Source organism: Stenotrophomonas sp. FR024 (assembly GCF_047500745.2).
In the GTDB taxonomy this organism is placed as follows: domain Bacteria; phylum Pseudomonadota; class Gammaproteobacteria; order Xanthomonadales; family Xanthomonadaceae; genus Stenotrophomonas; species Stenotrophomonas maltophilia_A.
Map to the genome: position 1 here is coordinate 1 of NZ_JAXAXM020000017.1, position 17,626 is coordinate 17,626.

Annotated in this window: 13 protein-coding genes; 7 read left to right on the plus strand and 6 right to left on the minus strand. The window is 67.6% G+C overall.

Annotated features, from left to right (window positions below; all coding sequences use genetic code 11):
• Positions 1-272: 272 nt before the first annotated feature.
• Genes tilS through ACMZ91_RS17005 form a run of 3 tightly spaced genes read left to right on the plus strand, consistent with a single transcriptional unit; the run spans position 273 to position 2,724 of the window.
• Positions 273-1,559: a tRNA lysidine(34) synthetase TilS gene (gene tilS / locus ACMZ91_RS16995; RefSeq protein ID WP_414577669.1), complete on the plus strand. Its 1,287-nt coding sequence runs from the start codon at positions 273-275 to the stop codon at positions 1,557-1,559.
• 36 nt (positions 1,560-1,595) lie between these two features.
• The gene (locus ACMZ91_RS17000) at positions 1,596-1,856 is read left to right on the plus strand and encodes an exodeoxyribonuclease VII small subunit (protein WP_005410522.1); all 261 of its coding nucleotides are present in this window, start codon (positions 1,596-1,598) and stop codon (positions 1,854-1,856) included.
• A complete protein-coding gene (locus tag ACMZ91_RS17005; RefSeq protein WP_414577667.1) occupies positions 1,846-2,724 on the plus strand; it encodes a polyprenyl synthetase family protein in 879 nt (292 codons plus the stop codon). Before ACMZ91_RS17000 ends, ACMZ91_RS17005 begins: the two co-directional genes overlap by 11 nt.
• A gap of 85 nt (positions 2,725-2,809) precedes the next feature.
• On the opposite strand, the gene ACMZ91_RS17010 is transcribed toward ACMZ91_RS17005, so the two are convergent.
• Positions 2,810-3,181 (minus strand): DUF4870 domain-containing protein, encoded by a 372-nt coding sequence (locus tag ACMZ91_RS17010; protein WP_010482972.1) that lies wholly within the window; start codon positions 3,179-3,181, stop codon positions 2,810-2,812.
• 87 nt (positions 3,182-3,268) lie between these two features.
• On the minus strand, positions 3,269-4,636 hold the full coding sequence (gene pmbA, locus ACMZ91_RS17015; protein ID WP_414577665.1) for a metalloprotease PmbA: 1,368 nt from the start codon (positions 4,634-4,636) through the stop codon (positions 3,269-3,271).
• A gap of 68 nt (positions 4,637-4,704) precedes the next feature.
• Here pmbA and yjgA point away from each other — a divergent pair, with 68 nt between their 5' ends.
• On the plus strand, positions 4,705-5,292 hold the full coding sequence (yjgA, locus tag ACMZ91_RS17020) for a ribosome biogenesis factor YjgA (protein WP_049462721.1): 588 nt from the start codon (positions 4,705-4,707) through the stop codon (positions 5,290-5,292).
• Between the two features lie 41 nt (positions 5,293-5,333).
• On the opposite strand, the gene tldD is transcribed toward yjgA, so the two are convergent.
• Genes tldD through ACMZ91_RS17040 form a run of 4 tightly spaced genes read right to left on the minus strand, consistent with a single transcriptional unit; the run spans position 5,334 to position 12,813 of the window.
• Positions 5,334-6,779, minus strand: coding sequence for a metalloprotease TldD (gene tldD / locus ACMZ91_RS17025; RefSeq protein ID WP_414577663.1), 1,446 nt, complete (start codon positions 6,777-6,779; stop codon positions 5,334-5,336).
• Positions 6,780-6,839: 60 nt separating this feature from the next.
• On the minus strand, positions 6,840-10,694 hold the full coding sequence (locus ACMZ91_RS17030; RefSeq protein WP_414577661.1) for a YhdP family protein: 3,855 nt from the start codon (positions 10,692-10,694) through the stop codon (positions 6,840-6,842).
• A gap of 30 nt (positions 10,695-10,724) precedes the next feature.
• Entirely contained in the window at positions 10,725-12,212 is a 1,488-nt protein-coding gene (gene rng / locus ACMZ91_RS17035; protein WP_010482960.1) for a ribonuclease G, read from the minus strand.
• Entirely contained in the window at positions 12,205-12,813 is a 609-nt protein-coding gene (locus tag ACMZ91_RS17040) for a Maf family nucleotide pyrophosphatase (protein ID WP_032128990.1), read from the minus strand. Before ACMZ91_RS17040 ends, rng begins: the two co-directional genes overlap by 8 nt.
• A gap of 131 nt (positions 12,814-12,944) precedes the next feature.
• Here ACMZ91_RS17040 and ACMZ91_RS17045 point away from each other — a divergent pair, with 131 nt between their 5' ends.
• From ACMZ91_RS17045 to ACMZ91_RS17055, 3 genes are all read left to right on the plus strand, one after another.
• Positions 12,945-13,682, plus strand: a complete 738-nt coding sequence (locus tag ACMZ91_RS17045) for an SIMPL domain-containing protein (RefSeq protein ID WP_006382138.1) — start codon at positions 12,945-12,947, stop codon at positions 13,680-13,682.
• Positions 13,683-13,898: 216 nt separating this feature from the next.
• Positions 13,899-14,549, plus strand: a complete 651-nt coding sequence (locus ACMZ91_RS17050) for an energy transducer TonB (protein WP_164080899.1) — start codon at positions 13,899-13,901, stop codon at positions 14,547-14,549.
• 191 nt (positions 14,550-14,740) lie between these two features.
• On the plus strand, positions 14,741-17,575 hold the full coding sequence (locus ACMZ91_RS17055; protein WP_032128988.1) for a TonB-dependent receptor: 2,835 nt from the start codon (positions 14,741-14,743) through the stop codon (positions 17,573-17,575).
• The last annotated feature ends 51 nt before the right edge of the window (positions 17,576-17,626 follow it).

The following is a 17,626-nucleotide window of genomic DNA, read 5'->3' on the forward strand; positions in this document are numbered from 1 at the left end:
TGTGCGCAGGACTGCGCACACGAGCAAGCGGCGACCGAGCTTACATGGGTGAGGGCGCTTTGCTTGCGAAGCACGGCTTCGCAAGCGCCCGAACGCACAGCCGCCAGCGGCTGGGCCGGGCCCCGGAGGGGGACTTGCAGCGGCCCCCGCAACCGGCCCCACCCCGCCAACCCTCAGGAAACCCGCTTCTGCTGTTGCTTCGGCCGTTGCCGTTGCTTGCGCGTCTGCGGGTGCAGGGCGCAGCCCTGCCGACCAACCCTATACTTGCCGCCGTGAGTGAATTCCCTGCCCTCGTTCCGCTGGATGCGCCGCTGCTGGTGGGCTACAGCGGTGGTGTCGACTCCACCGTGCTGCTGCATTGGCTGTGGTGCTGCGCGCAAGCTTCCGGCACGGCGCTGCGCGCGGTGCACGTGCACCACGGGCTGCAGCCCGATGCAGATGACTGGGTGCTGCACTGCCAGCAGCAATGCGACGCCTGGGGCATCGAACTGGCCGTGCAACGCGTGCAGGTCGAGAACGGCACAGGCCTGGGCACCGAGGGTGCCGCGCGACTGGCACGACGCGCCGCGTTCGCGGCCGAACTGCGCGACGGCGAAACCCTGGCGCTGGCACAGCACCAGGACGACCAGGCCGAGACCTTCCTGTTGCGCGCCCTGCGCGCTTCCGGCGTCGATGGCCTGGCGGCGATGTCCACGCACAGCCGCCTTGGCGAAAAGCCTCTATGGCGACCGCTGCTGGCGGTGCCACGCAGTGCACTCCTCGACTACGCCCGCCAGCATGCACTGCACTGGATCGAAGACCCCAGCAACGCCGACGACCACGCCGATCGCAACTTCCTGCGCCTGCAGGTGCTGCCGCTGTTGCGCCAGCGCTGGCCGCATGCCGCTGCGGCGATGGCGGGCAGCGCAACGCACTGCGGGCAGACCCGCGAACTGCTTGACGAGGAAGACGCCGAGCTGATCGCACACCTGGAAGTCGCTCCACGCGTGCTGTCGCTGCAGCTGCTACGCCAGGTCTCACCCAGGCGCGCCGCGCGCGTACTGCGCGCCTGGGTGACCGGCCACGGTGCGGCACCGCTGCCGGCCACCGTGCTGCAGCAGGCGCTGGACGAGCTGCTGCCGGCCGACAACGATCGCCAGGCGCGGGTGCGCTGGCACGATCACGCGATCCAACAGTGGCGCGACCACGCCTACCTGCTGCCGGCCCGGCTGCCTGCGCTTCCCCACGAGTGGCAGGCCGAATGGGATGGACGCGCACCGCTGGCACTGCCCGATGGCGGACAGCTGCGCCTGCAGGGCACCCCGGCCTTCGATCGCCCGCTGCAGGTCCGTGCACGCGTGGGCGGTGAGCGCATTCTGCTGCCCGGTCGCCAGCATTCGCACGCGTTGAAGGACTGCCTGCAACGCGAACACCTCGCCCCCTGGCGACGCGCGCAGCTGCCGCTGATCTTTGATGGCCCGCAGTTGCTGGCCGCCGCCGATGTGCTCGTCGCCGCACCGCTGCAGGCCTGGCTGCAGGCGCATGGCGCACAGTTGCAGTGGCGCCCGGGCGGCTGGTGAATTGACCCCCGCGCGCGGCCCGTCCACACTTGCCGCATGGCCAAGAAGTCCCCCGAAAACGCCTCCCCGGTCGCCCAGTTCGAGCAGTCGCTCGAATCGCTGGAGCAGCTGGTGGAGCAGATGGAAACCGGCGAGCTGAGCCTGGAAGCTTCGCTCAGTGCTTACGAACGTGGCGTCGGTCTGTATCGCCAGTGCCAGCAGGCGCTGGAGCAGGCCGAGCTGCGCGTGCGCCTGCTCAGCGATCCGGCGCAGCCGGAAGCATCCGAGCCTTTCGATCCGCCCAGCCATGACGGCTGAGGTTCTGTTCGCGCGCTGGCGCGACCGTATCGAAAGCCAGCTCGACGCCGCGCTGCCCTCGCCTGCCGAAGCGCCGCAGCGCCTGCACCAGGCCATGCGCTATTCGGTGCTGGGCGGTGGCAAACGCATGCGCCCGCTGCTGGTCTACGCTAGTGGCCACCTGTTCGGTGCGCAGCCGGAAAGCCTGGATGCGGCCGCCATGTCCGTCGAACTCATCCACGCCTACTCGTTGGTGCATGACGACCTGCCGGCGATGGATGACGACGCGCTGCGTCGCGGCAAGCCGACCACCCACATCGCCTTCGATGAAGCCACCGCGATTCTGGCAGGCGACGCGCTGCAGACCCGTGCCTTCGGCCTGCTGGCCGATGCACCGCTGCCGGCCACGCTGCGCGTGGCCTGCCTGCAGATCCTGGCCCACGCGTCCGGCGCCGCTGGCATGTGCGGCGGCCAGGCGCTGGATATCGATGCCACCGGCCAGCAGCAGACGCTGGCGGCATTGACCCGCATGCATGCCCTGAAGACCGGCGCGCTGATCCGTGCGGCGGTGCGCATGGGCGCGCTGTGCGGCCAGGCCCACGAACCTCAGCTGGCCCAGCTGGACAGCTTCGCCGACGCACTCGGCCTGGCCTTCCAGGTACGCGATGACATCCTCGATGTCGAGGCCAGTTCCGAGCAGCTGGGCAAGACCGCCGGCAAGGACCAGGCGCAGGACAAGAGCACCTTCCCTGCCCTGCTCGGCATGGACGGTGCCAAGGCTCAGCTGCACGAACTGGCCGCACGCATGCAGTCGATCCTGGCCGGGTATGGCGAAGAGGCCGATGCACTGCGTGCACTGGCGACGCTGGCGGTCGAACGCGATCATTGATCGCTCGCCGGGCACCGCCCGTCGCTCCCCGCACATGAAAACGCCCGGCAATGCCGGGCGTTCTCAATTCCGCATGCCGCCGGTATTACTTGATCAGGCGCAGTGCGAACGGGTAGCGGTAGGCTTCGCCGTTGTTGGCCTTGACCGCTGCGATGATGCTGAACACCAGGCTGATGATGCCTACGATCGGGGCCAGGAACACGCCGATGATCACGATGGTCAGGATCATGCTGATGACCATGGCGATGGTCACGGTGATCTGGAAGTTCAGGGCTTCCTTGGCCTGGTCGGTCACGAAGGCCTTGCCCGCGTCATCCTTGTTGATCAGCCAGATGATCAGCGCGCCGATGAAGCCGGTGAAGATGCCCAGCAGGTGCGCGGCCAGGGCCATGGTGCGCTGGTCGGCCGGCACGTCGGTGGTGGCCGGCGGCGGCGGGACGTTATCGAATTCGCTCACGACAAAACTCCTTTTCATTGGGTGGTCTTGACCCACCAGCACCAAGCTGGTTGCGTCAGGCGGGCATAGCTTACGCCATCGACGCCATCAATCATTACCGGCGATGGTCATCCGCCCCAGCAGGATCGAACCGGTCCGGATGTGCGAGCGCGGGTCGACGTCACTGCCGACCGCTTCGATGCTGCTGAACATCTCGCGCAGGTTGCCGGCGATGGTGACGCCATCCACCGGGTACTGGATCTCACCATTCTCGACGCGGAAGCCGCCGGCACCGCGCGAGTAGTCGCCGGTCACCCCGTTCACGCCCTGCCCCATCAATTCGGTCACCAGCAGGCCATCGCCCATCTGCCGGGCGATGTCCTGCAGGGAGCCCGCGTTGGCGGCCAGCTGCAGGTTGTGCACGCCACCGGCATTGGCGGTGGTCTGCAGGCCCAGCTTGCGTGCCGAGTAGCTGCCCAGCACATAGCGCTGCAGCACGCCGTCACGGACCAGGGCCGAAGCACGCGTGGCCACGCCGTCACCGTCGAAGGCGGCCGAGCGCAGGCCACGGCGCAGGTGGGGCAGTTCCTCGATCTGCATCCAGTCCGGGAACAGCTGCTGGCCAACGCTGTCCAGCAGGAAGCTGGCCTGGCGGTACAGCGCACCGCCGGACACCGCCGACAGCAGGTGGCCGACCAGGCTGCGCGCCACTTCCGGGGCGAACAGCACCGGCATGCTGCCGGTGGCCATCGAACGAGGCTGCAGGCGGGCGACGGTGCGCTCGGCAGCACGACGACCGACCAGGCCCACCTCTTCCAGATCCTCGCGGGCCAGCGCGCTGGTGTACCAGCCATCGCGCTGCATGCCATCGCCCTGGCCGGCGATCAGCGCACAGCCCACCGAATGATGGGTGCCACGCTCACGGCCGAAAAAGCCATGCGAATTGGCGTACACCGACAGGCTCTGCATGCTCGACACCGAGGCGCCGTCGGAATTACGGATCTGCGCATCGGCCTCACGGCCTGCGTTCTCGCAGGCCAGGGCCAGGTCCACCGCCTCGTCGGCCTGCAGCGCCCAGGGGTGCCAGGCATCCAGATCCGGGAAGTCGGTGGCCATCAGCGCGGCCTCGGCAAGGCCGGCAGCCGGGTCATCTTCGGTGTGCCGGGCGATCGCACAGGCCTGCTCGACCGTGGCGGCAAGGCTGGCCTCGTTCAGGTCGCCGGTGCTGGCGCTGCCCTTGCGTTGGCCGAAATAGACGGTGACGGCGATACCGCGGTCACGGGTGGACTGCACGGTCTCCACCTCGCCAAGGCGGACATTGACCTCCAGGCCACGATCCTCGCTGCAACTGACCTCGGCCTGGCTGGCGCCCAGCGCACGGGCGCGGTCGAGCAGCTGCTGGGAGAGGTCGGCCAGCCGTTCCAGCCGGGCCAGGCTGTCGTCGCCGACAGCGACTTCAGGGGCGATCACGTTCAATGCTTTATCCTGTACGGGTTGGGCCCGGCATCACGCCGGGCGACTTTTTTTGAGATCAGGTAGGAACGATGCGCGGACGCGACGAAGAAACCGGTGAATTCCACGACAAGAGCCGCAGCCAGAACCGGCGCGACGCGCTCGACGTCCTGGCCCTGGGCGAGAAGCTGGTGTCGTTGACCCCGGCCCAGCTGGCACGCCTGCCGATCCCGGAAGACCTGCTGCCGCATATCGCCGAGTGCAAGCGCATCACCGCCCACATCGCCCACAAGCGCCAGCTGGCGTTCCTGGCCAAGCACATGCGCCGCGAAGAAGACGCCACGCTGGATGCGATCCGCGATGCGCTGGACGCCAACAGCGAAACCGGTCGCCGTGAAGTGGCGATGATGCACCGCGCGGAAGACTGGCGCGAGCGCCTGCTGGCCGAGGGTGACAAGGCGCTGGCTGCACTGCTGGACGACTACCCGCAGGCCGACCGCCAGCAGCTGCGCACGCTGGTGCGCAATGCGCAGGCCGAGAAGGCCAGGAACAAGCCGCCGCGCGCCTACCGCGAAATCTTCCAGGTGCTGCGCGCCCTGATGCTGCCGGCCGCGCTGGGCCTGAAGGCCAGCGCCGAAGACGCCGCCCCCGTCGACAGCGACGAAGCCGACGAGGACTGAGTCCGCGCCGGCCTGGGCGGTGGCGCTGGCCATCGCCCGGCTCAGGCCTGGGTACCGCCGACCGTGATGCCCTCGATCAGCAGCGAGGGCTGGCCGACACCCACGGGCACGCTCTGCCCGTCCTTGCCACAGATGCCCACGCCCTCGTCCAGGGCCAGATCGTTGCCGACCATGCGCACCTTCTGCATGGTTTCCGGACCGTTGCCGATCAGCGTCGCACCCTTCACCGGCGCGGTGATGCGGCCATCCTCGATCAGGTAGGCCTCGGTGGCCGAGAACACGTACTTGCCGCTGGTGATGTCGACCTGGCCGCCACCGAAGTTGACTGCGTACAGGCCCTTCTTCACCGAACGGATCATTTCCTGTGGGTCGTGCTGGCCGGCGCGCATGTAGGTGTTGGTCATGCGCGGCATGGTCAGGTGCGCGAACGATTCGCGGCGGCCGTTGCCGGTCGGCGCCATGCCCATCAGCCGTGCGTTGAGGCTGTCCTGCATGTAGCCGACCAGGATGCCGTCCTCGATCAGGGTGGTGCACTGGCTCGGGTGGCCCTCATCGTCGATGTTCAACGAACCACGGCGTCCGTCCAGCGTGCCGTCATCGACGATGGTCACGCCCGGGGCGGCAACGCGCTCGCCGATGCGGCCCGCGTAGACGCTGGTGCCCTTGCGGTTGAAGTCGCCTTCCAGGCCGTGGCCGACCGCTTCATGCAGCAGCACGCCGGGCCAGCCCGAGCCCAGTACCACCGGCATCACGCCGGCCGGTGCCGGAACGGCGTCCAGGTTCACCAGCGCCTGGCGCAGCGCCTCGCGGGCAAAGGCCTCGGGGCGACCGTCCGCGAACAGCTCCTCATACCCGTAGCGGCCACCACCGCCGGCATAGCCGGACTCGCGGCGACCGTTGTGCTCCACGATCACCTGCACGTTCAGGCGCACCAACGGGCGCACGTCAGCGCCCAGCACACCGTCGCTGCGGGCGATCAGTACCGTATCGACGCCGCCGGACAGGCTCACCATCACCTGCTTCACGCGCGGGTCGGCGGCGCGCAGGTAGCCATCCAGGCGCTTGAGCACCTCGACCTTGGCCTCGTTGCCGATGCCATCGATCGGGTCCAGCGCCGGGTACAGCGCGCGCGCGTTGCCGCGCAGCAGCGACCGCCCGGACTGGGCGCCACCTTCACGCGAGATCGCACGCGCCGACTGCGCCGCCGTCAGCAGCGCATCGGCATGGATGTCGTCGGAGTAGGCGAAGCCGGTCTTCTCGCCGGAAATCGCCCGCACGCCCACGCCCTGCTCGATGGAATGGGCGCCGTCCTTGACGATGCCGTCTTCCACGCTCCAGCTCTCGCGGCGGGCATGCTGGAAATAAAGGTCGCCGAAGTCCACACCGGGGCCGAGCAGCTGGCCGAAGGTGCGCTCCAGGCCAGCGGTATCCAGGCCGCCGGGGCGCAGCAGGCGGTCTTGGGCAAGCGTCAGGGCGATATCAGTCATGGTTCTCGATCTGGGGATGCGGGGGCGCTCAGGCAAGCCCCGTGAACAGGAATGCCGCGCTCAACGCGAGCGCGGCAGGCCGGTGACGGTCGGCGGAATGGCCGGCGCCGGTGTCGGTACGGGTGGCGGAGCCTTGTCGCGGCTGCGCTCGATCACTTCCACCTTCGGTTCCTTCCATGGACCGGTCACCTTGTAGGTACGGGCGCCAATCTCGCCCAATGGCTTTGACAATACCGCATTGGTGGCCGCGCCCAGCGCCGCCCCCACCGGGCCACCGGCGACCGCACCCACCACGGTCAGCAGATTGCCTGCACGCGGGTTGACGTCGATGGTCTGGTCAAACTGCTGGTTGCGCAGGTCGGCCTGGCCGCGGATGGTGATGTTGGCTGCCGGGCCTTCGATCAGCACTTTGTCGGTGCGTGCCATGCCCTGGCCGAACTGCATGCTGCCGTCGATCTGGTTGAACGCGAAGCCCTTGGAGAAGAAGTCGCGGAAGTCGAACATCAGGCGCCGCGGCAGCTGGGTGACACTGAGCAGGCCCAGCACCCGGCCGGCGCCCGGTTCCAGCTCCAGCAGCTGGCCGTTGCGCGCGTGCAGGTCCAGGCGGCCCTGCAGGTTGCCCAGCTGGAAGTCCGACGGCCCCCCACTCCACGTGGCCTGCAGCTGCGCCTGGCCGGAACCGCCACGCAGCTGGCCGCCGTAGTCGAGGTTCTGCATCAATCCGCCCAGGTCCTCGCTGCGCACCTGTGCGGTCAGCTCGGTGCGGCCACCACCGGTGCGGCCCAGCCAGCGACCGCTGATGTCGATCTCCTGGTCGGGCGCACGGAAGCGCAGCTCGTCCACGTTCAGGCCATTGGCCAGCGGCCGCGTACGCAGTACCGCCTGGCCCAGCACCACCTTGCCGAACTTCAGGTCGGCGATGTCCAGCGCGAACGGCGGCAGCTTGGCCGGGTCCATGTCGTTGGCGCCGGCCTGTACCCGTGCCGGTGCGGCCGGTGCACCCAGAGCCGCCGGCAGGGATTGCCAGTGCACGCGGTCGAGCTGGCCACTGATGGTGCCGCCGTCTGCATTGGGGACGGTCAGGCGCCCGGCCAGCGACGGGCCGTCCAGGCGCACATCCAGTGCCTGCGCGCCCGGGCGCAGCTGCAACCGGGTCTGCTCGAACACGCCACCGATCAGCTTCAACTGGCCGACCTGCACGTCCACCGCACGCAGCGGCATGGCGTCGTCATCACTGCCACCCCGCGCCAGGCTGATCCATTCCAGGGCGTCCAGGGTCGGGCTGCGGCCATTGACGGTCAATCCGCTCGGCGGCGGCTCGCGGTCGACATGGTCGCTGCCCAGCGTCACCTGCACACCGGTCTGGTTGTTGTGGCTGCGTGCGGCCAGCGCCAGGCGCTGGCCGAACGCCACGTCGATGCGGCCGGCCCCCATCGGCAGCTGTGCAGCCACGGTGGTCGCCAACGGCTCGGCAGCCGGTTTGTCCAGCGGCGCCGGCAGGTCCAGCCGGGTCCCGACCAGATCGGAGCTCAACCGCAGCTCGCTGGGCGGCGCAGGCGCCCCTGGAGCGACCTTGGGCAGGCTGACCGCGATGGTCCACGGCGAGGTTCCGGTGATGTAGGGCTTGAGCCACGCCATCTCCGGCGCGCGGTCGATCAGCACGCCAGCATCCAGCGTGGCCGACAGCTGCGATTCGAAGGCCAGTCTGCTGTCGTGCACGTAGCCACCGGCACGCAGGCTCAGGCGACCGTCCTGGCCGAGGTGGCGCACCGACAGTGCCTCGGCATCGAAACCGCCATTGCTGTAGCGCGCCTGTCCCTGCATGTTGTCGAAGGCGAGCTGGAAGCGCTTGTCGACCAGCTTCACGCCGGCCAGATCGACCGTCCCCTGCAGGTGGCCGCCACCTTCATCGTGGTGCAGTGGCTGCAGCAGATCGAAGGTCACATGCGCCGGGCCGGCAGCAGTGAGGTTGTCCAGGGTGTCGCCATAATCCTTGTGCAGCGGGCTCTGCCGCAGCATCGCCAGCAGCTTGCCCGCCTCGCTCTGCGCATCGGCGCGCACATACAGCGGCTGCTGCCCGAAATCCGGAATGCCCGCCTCGAACTTCTGCACAGCCACACCGGCCAGATCGCCGCGCCCATGCATGTCGAAGCCGGGGCCGATGAAGGCGATATCGGCGTCGACCTGGCTCATCAACGGCCAATCGTGCTGGAAACGGATGTCACCGTTGGTGATATGGCCGGTGGCCTCGAAGCGGCCATCGTTGTTGTCGAACGGCCAGTCGTCCAGGTCGCCACTGACCAGGCCGATGCCATTGCGCACCTGGCCGCCGGCCAGCGCCATGTCCAGCCAGTCGGTGGCGCCCTTGCTCATCTTGGAGTGGATCCAGAAGCGCTTGGCCGCGGTCATCGGCACGTCGTCCAGCTTGGCCGCCAGCTGCAGCCACGGCCGCGTACTGTCCCCCTGGAACCAGACCCCGCCGCGCACGTCGGCCGCATAGTCGGTGCCTTCCACGCGCATCGCCGCAGTACCGATACGCCAACCACCGCCCTCGTCGCGCCAGCCCACCACCTGTCCCGCCAGATGCAGGTCATGACGCACACCAAAGCCGGTCGGCCAATCGAACTGCAGCTGCCGTTGCGGCTGCAACTGCAGGCTGAAGCCATCCGCGTCGCCTTCGAAGCGCCCGCCCAGGCCGCGCAGGCCGGGCGAATTGCCCACGCTGGCGAAGCCCAGCGACTGCAGTTCGCCCTGCGCCCACAGTGGGCCATCGCGATCGCCCGCCAACTGCAACTCGCGCACATCCAGCTGCGGCCTGGACAGGAACAGCCAGCGACGCAGGCCCGGTTCGAGACGATCGCTCAGGGCCAGCGCACGCAGCGCGGTGCCGGCCTGCACTTCGCCAGAACGGACCCGCAGCTGCTTGCCAAGCTGCAGCTGCAGGCCATCGAGCTGCTGCTCGCCCTCTTCGGTTTTCAGGCGCAGGCGCGGCACCTGCAACGCCCAGCCATCAGCCTGGCGCTGCCAGCGCAGGCGTGCCTGCAACCGCTGCAGCTGCAGCTGCGGAGCCGCCATCGAGGGCATCGGTGCGCCATCGATGCGGACATCACGCAGGTCCGAATCGGTGGTCACCGCCACCGGTGCGAAATCGCGCAGGGTCAGCCACAGGTTGAGTTCGCCCTTGCCTTCGCGCAGGCGCACACCGCCGGCCGCCAGCAGCGGCGACCAGGCATGGAAATCGACCGGATCGGCGCCCAGCCAGGCCTGGCCATTGCCGCGCACGCGGTCCACGTCCAGCACCGCCGTCAACGGCAGCGCTTCGGTCTGGGCCCAGGCACGCACGCCTACACGCAGGCGGTCGCCATTGACCCGCAGGCGCACGTCGATGCGTGGCAGCGTGGTGTCGATTCCCAGCCCCGGCGCATGCACGCCCAGGCGGCCTCCGATCACCTGCAGTTCGCCCAGCCGGCGCAGCGCATCCAGCGGGTCCCCGCCATTGGCGGCCTGCGGCAGGCCGCGTACCGACCAGCGACCGTCCTCGCCCTGCTGCAGGTCGAGCGCCAGGCCACGCAGGCGCAGCTCGGTCAGCGACCGGCCAGGCAACAGGCCGCTGTACATCGATACCAGCACTTCGGCCTCGCCGATCGCCAGGCCCTGGCCGGCGCCGATGCGCAGGCCCTTGAGCTGCAGCAGCGGGCCGCGCCGGGTCCAGGCGGTCTGCAGCTGGTCGAAACGCACCGGCTGGCCAGCGCGTTCACTCAGCCAGGCGGCAATCCTGTCGGGATGGCGCTCGGCCAGCGGCAGCAGCTGGCTGAAGGTGCCCACCAGCAGTGCAAGCCCGACCAGGCCCACCGCGCAGGCGGCAATGAAATGACGGCGGATCCTTCGCAGTCGCAGGCGCGGCGGCGCGCTCATCGGCCACCGCCGGCCTGCGGCCGGCGAGGATCAGAGCAGAACGACATCGAATTGCTCCTGCAGGTACTGCTCGTCCGCCTGGAAGCGGATGCTCTTGCCGAGGAATTCCTCCAGCTCGGCCACCGCCGCGGATTCCTCGTCGGTGATGCGCGCGACCACCTTGGTCGACGCGATCACCAGCAGGCGCGCGGCATCGAACTGGCGCACGGCACGGGTGATCTCGCGGAAGATCTCGTAGGTCACCGTCTCGGTGGTCTTGATGCTGCCGCGGCCGCTGCACTGCGGGCAGGTCTCCGACAGCTGGCGCTCCAGGCTTTCCACCGTGCGCTTGCGGGTCATCTCCACCAGGCCCAGTGGCGAGAAGTCGTACACCGTGGTCTTGGCATGGTCGCGGGCCAACGCCTTTTCCAGGGTGCGCAGCACCTGGCGGCGATGCTCGGCATCGTCCATGTCGATGAAATCGATGATGATGATGCCGCCCAGGTTGCGCAGCCGCAGCTGCCGTGCCACCGCCTGTGCCGCTTCCAGGTTGGTGCGGAACACCGTCTCTTCCAGGTTGCGCTGGCCGAGGAACGAACCGGTGTTGACGTCGATGGTGGTCATCGCCTCGGTCTGGTCGATCACCAGGTAGCCACCGGATTTCAGCGGCACCTGCTTGTCCAGCGCGCGGCCGATCTCGTCCTCCACCCCGAACATGTCGAAGATCGGGCGATCACCGCTGTACAGCTCGATCTTCTCGGCCAGCACCGGCATGTACTTGGCAACAAAGGCCTGCAACTGCGCGAAGGTCTCCTTGGAGTCCACCTTCACCTTGTCAACGTCCTTGCGGATCAGGTCGCGTACCGATCGCAGCGGCAGGCTCAGGTCTTCATAGATGTTGCTGCACGAGGCCGCTTCGCGGCCACGACGCTCGACCACGTTCCAAACGCGCGACAGGTAGGCGATGTCCTCGGCGATGGCCTCTGCCGGCTGGCCCTCGGCATTGGTACGCACGATGTAGCCGTAGCCCCCGTGCTGCGCCGACAGTTCGGTCACCAGCGCCTTCAGGCGGGCGCGCTCGGTTTCATCCTCGATGCGTGCGGAAACGCCCACGACCTTGGATTGCGGCAGCAGCACCATGTAGCGCGAGGGAATGCTGATCTGGGTGGTCAGGCGTGCGCCCTTGGTCCCGATCGGGTCCTTCACCACCTGCACCACGATGTCCTGGCCGTCGCGCAGCAGCTCGACGATCGGCACGCTGGATGGCGGCGGCAGCGTGGTGTTCTCGGTATCGGCACTGGCCACCGGCGCCGGCCGCACCACATCGTTGGCATGCAGGAACGCGGCACGCTCCAGCCCGACTTCGACGAAGGCGGCCTGCATGCCGGGCATCACCCGCTGCACCTTGCCCTTGTAGATGTTGCCGACCACACCCCGGCGCCAACCGCGCTCGATGTGCAGTTCCTGCAGCATGCCGTTCTCGATCACCGCGACCCGGGTTTCGCGCGGGGTCACATTGACCAGGATTTCCTCAGACATCGGCAGCCTCCCTGGCGGCATCGGCAGTTGTGGCCGGCACGCCGCAGCGCGCCAGCAGACGATCGGTATGCAGCAATGGCAGCCCCATGACGCCGGAGTAGCTGCCGGAAAGATGTTCGATCCAGCGCTCGGCCCCGCCCTGGATGGCGTAGGCCCCGGCCTTGTCCAACGGCTCGCCGGTGGCCACGTAGGCGGCGATGTCGGCAGCGTCGATCGGGGCGAAGGTCACTTCGGAAATGACCAGTTCGCTGTCCAGCCCGTCCGCGCCGACCACCACCACGGCGGTCATCACCTGATGGGTACGCCCGGCAAGGCGCGCCAGCATCGCCCGCGCATCGGCGGCGTCAGTGGGCTTTCCGAACACGTCGCCATCCAGCACCACCTCGGTGTCCGAGCCGAGCACGCGCGCCTGCGGGTCATCGGCCAGCACCCGGGCCAACCCGGCGCGCGCCTTGTCGGCGGCGACCCGGCAGACATACTGTTCGGCGCTTTCAGCGGGCGCGCGCTGCTCGACGACCTCCAGGTCCAGGGCCTGGAAGGGGCGTCCGAGTCGGGCCAGCAGCTGGTTGCGTCGGGGGGAGCGGGAAGCAAGATAGAGCATCGGCACAGCATAACCTGAGGCCGCCACCTGAATCGTCGGCAACCCGTCCCGGAACGTGCGCAACCCCGAACGGGCTCACAGCGCGTTCATCGCTACGACACCACCCTCAACGGCACAACAAGGAGTTCTCCATGCGCCTGACCGCCACCCCGCTGCTGCTCGCCCTGTCCCTCGCCCTTGGAACCTCGATGACCGCCCATGCTGCCCCGTCGTCGCCGTCGATCGCCGCCCCGGCCGAAGGCACCCTGCTGAACATCTCGGCCAATGCCGAGGCGACCCGCGTGCCGGACGTGGCCACCCTGTCGGCCGGTGTGGTCACCCAGGCCGCCGATGGCAACAGCGCCATGCGCCAGAACGCCCAGCAGATGGACAAGGTACTGGCCGCGATCAAGGCCGCCGGCATCGCCGAGCGCGACGTGCAGACCAGTGGCGTCAGCCTCAATCCGCAGTACCGCTATGCCGACAACGAAGCACCGAAGATCACCGGCTACCAGGCCAGCAACACGGTCAGCCTGAAGGTGCGTGACATCGCCAAGCTGGGCAAGGTGCTGGATGCACTGGCTGCGCAGGGCGCCAACCAGATCAACGGCCCCAGCTTCGAGATCGACCAGCCGGAACCGGTCTACGACGAAGCCCGCCTGGCTGCATTGAAGAAGGCCCAGGCCCGCGCCCAGACCTATGCGAAGTCGCTGGGCCTGCAGGTGCGCCGCATCGTCAGCATTTCCGAGAACGCCGGCGGCGGCTACCGCCCGATGCCGATGATGCGGGCCATGTCGGCCGGCGCGGCGATGGACAAGGCCACCCCGGTCGCACCGGGTGAATCGACCGTCTCGGTCAACCTGGACGTGGTGTTCGAACTGGGTCGCTGATCCCGTTCGCCATTGCCGACAAAGGCGGATCCCGCAGGGGATCCGCCTTTTTCATGCCCATAGCCGGCGTTGGCTGAAGGCCAGCCCAACGATCGCCCCCCTGCCTCTAGGCAGTGGCTGCCCTGTCGCGCTACTGATGGACTGCCAGCCGCGTGCGGCAACCCCGCCACGGGCCCTGGTGCGTTGAGGACTTCGTCACTGGCATGGAGGTGGACCATGGTTCGTACGTATCCCGTTGCATCCCCGCACTTCGACCCCGCCCGCGTTGCCGCCTGGAGCGCGGCCATCGCCCTGCATCTGCTGGCCTTCCTGTTGCTGCTGATCCCGGCGACCTACCAGGCCGTGCAGGTCCCACGTGACAAGACTGCGGTCAGGCTGATCGAGAAGATCCCGCCACCGCCCACGCCGCCGGTTCCGATCCTGCCGAAAGAGATCGTCCAGGTGGTGCCGAAACCCCGGACGCAGCCGGTAGCACCGCCACTGCCTGCACCCACCGCGACCGTGGAGGAGACCCAGGGCATCGCACTGCCGGCCGCCGAACCGGCCCCGCCCCAGCTGGCACCGAGCATCGATACCTCCACGCCTCTGGCCGGCGCCCAGCTGCAGTACCGCAGCGCCCCGCCGCCGGCCTACCCGCTGGCGGCACTGCGCAACCGCGAGCAGGGTACGGTGCTGTTGCGGGTGGAGGTGGACTCCCACGGGCAGCCGGCGGTGGTCAGCATCGAGCGCAGCAGTGGCTCGCGCAGCCTGGACCAGGCCGCACGCCAGCAGGTGCTCAGGCACTGGCGCTTCGAGCCGGCCCAGCGTGATGGCGTGGCCGTGCCGGCCATCGGCATGGTGCCGGTGCAGTTCTCGCTGCCGGACTGAGGTGATCGCCGGCCCGGCTGCTTGCCGGGCCGGCGCTTCCGTCCGGACGGGTACGGACGGAACAGGATCAACTGTTATTGATTAAGCAAAAATTCACGACTTCGTCACCTGTCGGAAACCTAGATTGGTCCGTCCCGGAATCTTCCGGAGACAGCCCTCAACGCTACGGTTTTCCAGTTAGGAGAGAAGCTGTGAAACACCTGATCCAACGGCCCGCCAGCCGCCGCCGCACCACCCTGGCATCGTCCATCACCCATATCCTTACCGGCGGCACGCTGCTGCTGGTTGGCGCCGTGGCTTCCACCTCCGCTTTCGCGCAGGAAAAGGCCACCAACCTGGACCGCATCACGGTCACCGGTTCGAACATCCCGCGCACCAACACTGAAACACCGTCCCCGGTGCAGGTGGTGACCCGCCAGGAAATCGACCGTACGGGCAAGACCACGGTTGCCGAGTACCTGCAGACACTGACCGCCGACGGTTCCGGCTCCATTCCCAAGACCTTCGGCAACGGCTTTGCCGGCGGTGGTGCCGGCATCTCGCTGCGCGGCCTGGGCGCGGGTTCGACCCTTGTCCTGTTGAATGGTCGCCGCATGGCCACCTACGGCTTGGCCGATGACGGCCAGAAGGTTTTCACCGACCTGAGCACCATCCCGCTCGACGCCGTCGAACGCGTGGAAGTGCTGAAGGACGGCGCCTCGGCGATCTATGGTTCCGACGCCATCGCCGGCGTGGTCAACATCATCCTGCGCAGCGACTTCCAGGGCGCGATCCTCCGGGGCTCCTACGGCCTGTCTGGCGACAGCGATGGCGACGCGAAGAAGGCGACCCTGACCGCCGGTACCGGCGATCTGGCCACCGACGGCTGGAATGCCTTCTTCAGCCTGGATGTGGCAAAGACCGACGCGATCAAGATCAGTGATCGCAAGAACCGCAAGTGGATCGGTACCGGCGATACCCGCCCGTGGGGCTATGGCAACAACGCCCAGTTCCTCGGCGGCGCCTTCCTCAGCGGCAAGACCCGCGGCGGTGTTGGTCCGAACGGTTCGGTGTATGACGATCGCAATGTGACCAAGGACAATCCTGCCTTCCTGGTCGCATTGCCGGGCTGTGCTGGCCTGACCACCATTCCCGGCCAGACCGAGGCTACTGCACAGGCGCAGGGCTGCCTGTGGGATCCGAACCAGCTGTATCGCGATCTGACCCCGGAAGAGAAGTACGTCAACGTGTTTGGCCGTGCCAGCTTCGCGTTTGGTGAAGGTGGCGAGATCTACACCGAAATCGGCTACTCGAAGAAAGAGACCACCTTCAGCAACACCCCGTCCGGCGTATCCGGCAGCTGGGGCTTCCCCGAAGGCCCGGTCAACGGCAACAGTGGCCCGGGCGCAGTGGTGCTGGGCCCGAATCATCCTGACAATCCCATTCCCGGCCAGGCCTCGCGCCTGCGTTATTCGGCGTGGGATGTCGGTCCCCGCGTGACCAACAACACCAATGAGTTCACCCGCTTCCTGGTCGGCGTCAAGGGCAACTGGGGCGACTGGAGCTACGACACCGCCTATCTGCACTCGGGCACTGATCTGGTCAACAAGCGCACCGGCTTCCTCAACTACGACAACGTACGTTGCGCATTGGCCAACCCGAACTGCGCCGGTGGTGTTTGGCGCATCGGTGACAACGCGGGCATGAACTCGCAGGCGTTGTACGACTTCATCTCGCCGGATATCAGCGCCCGCGCCAAGTCCAGCCTGGACATGTTCGACTTCACCGTGTCGCGCAGCCTGATGGACCTGAAGGGTGGCCCGCTGGGCCTGGCATTGGGTACCGAATGGCGCAAGACCAGCAACAGCCTGACCCCGCAGACCTACACCGACAAGGGCCAGATCATCGGCCTGGGCTACTCGGCCTACGACGGCACCCAGAACGTGTACGCAGGCTACGTTGAGCTGTCTGCGCCCGTGCTGGAAACCCTGGAACTGTCCGGTGCGGTTCGCTACGACAAGTACGAGAGCGGTGAAGGCAAGGCCACGCCGAAGATCGGCATCAAGTGGACCCCGGCCGACTGGATCGCACTGCGTGGCAGCTACGCCGAAGGCTTCCGGGCACCCAACCCGGCCGAGAACGGCGATGGTGGCCTGGCAGCGTTCTCCAACGCGTCCGATCCGGTACGTTGCCCGAACGGCAACCCTGCACCGGGTGCCACCGGGGATGACTGCGGTGCCCTGCCGGTGGCCATCATCACCCGCCCGAACAAGGATCTGAAGCCGGAAGAGTCCAAGAGCTACTCGGTGGGTATCGTCCTGCAGCCGACGTCCACGACCTCGCTGACCATCGATGCCTGGCAGATCAAGCGCACCAACGAAATTGCCCAGGGCAGCACCTCCGAAGCCATTGCCGCCGGCAACGTGTTGCGTGACAGCAACCTGCTCAACGGCGTGCCCGGCACCGGCAGCATCCTGGCAGTCAACACGCAGTACATCAATGCCGCATCGACCCGGGTCCGGGGTATCGATACCGATATCCGCCAGACCTTCGACATCGGCCCGGGCCAGCTGGAGATGGACCTGCAGTGGAGCCATGTGCTCAAGTTCGAGCGCACCGATGCCGACGTGACGGTTGACTACGCGGGTACTCACGGCAACTGCGACGTGACCAACTGCATCGGCACCCCGAAGGACCGCATCAACTTCGGCACCACCTGGAGGCAGGGTCCGTGGAGCGTCAGCGGCGTTGCCAACTACATCTCGAAGATGGACAACAAGGACTTCCGTGGTCCGAACGGCTCCTATCTGTTCGCGTATGCAGACGGAACGGACGTCAAGAAGATCTCCTCGTTCACCACCTTCGACCTGTCGGGCCGCTGGAACATCACTGAAGCCTTCGAGTTGAACGCCTCGGTGCAGAACGTGTTCGATCGCATCGCGCCGCTGGATCCGTCCACCTACGGCGGTGTCAACTACAACCCGCTGCACTTCAGTGGTGCCATCGGTCGCTACTTCACCGTCGGTGCCAAGTACACCTTCAAGTAATACAGGCAATACACTTCAACGCAGCAACTTCGAAGGCCCGGGCAGCTGCCC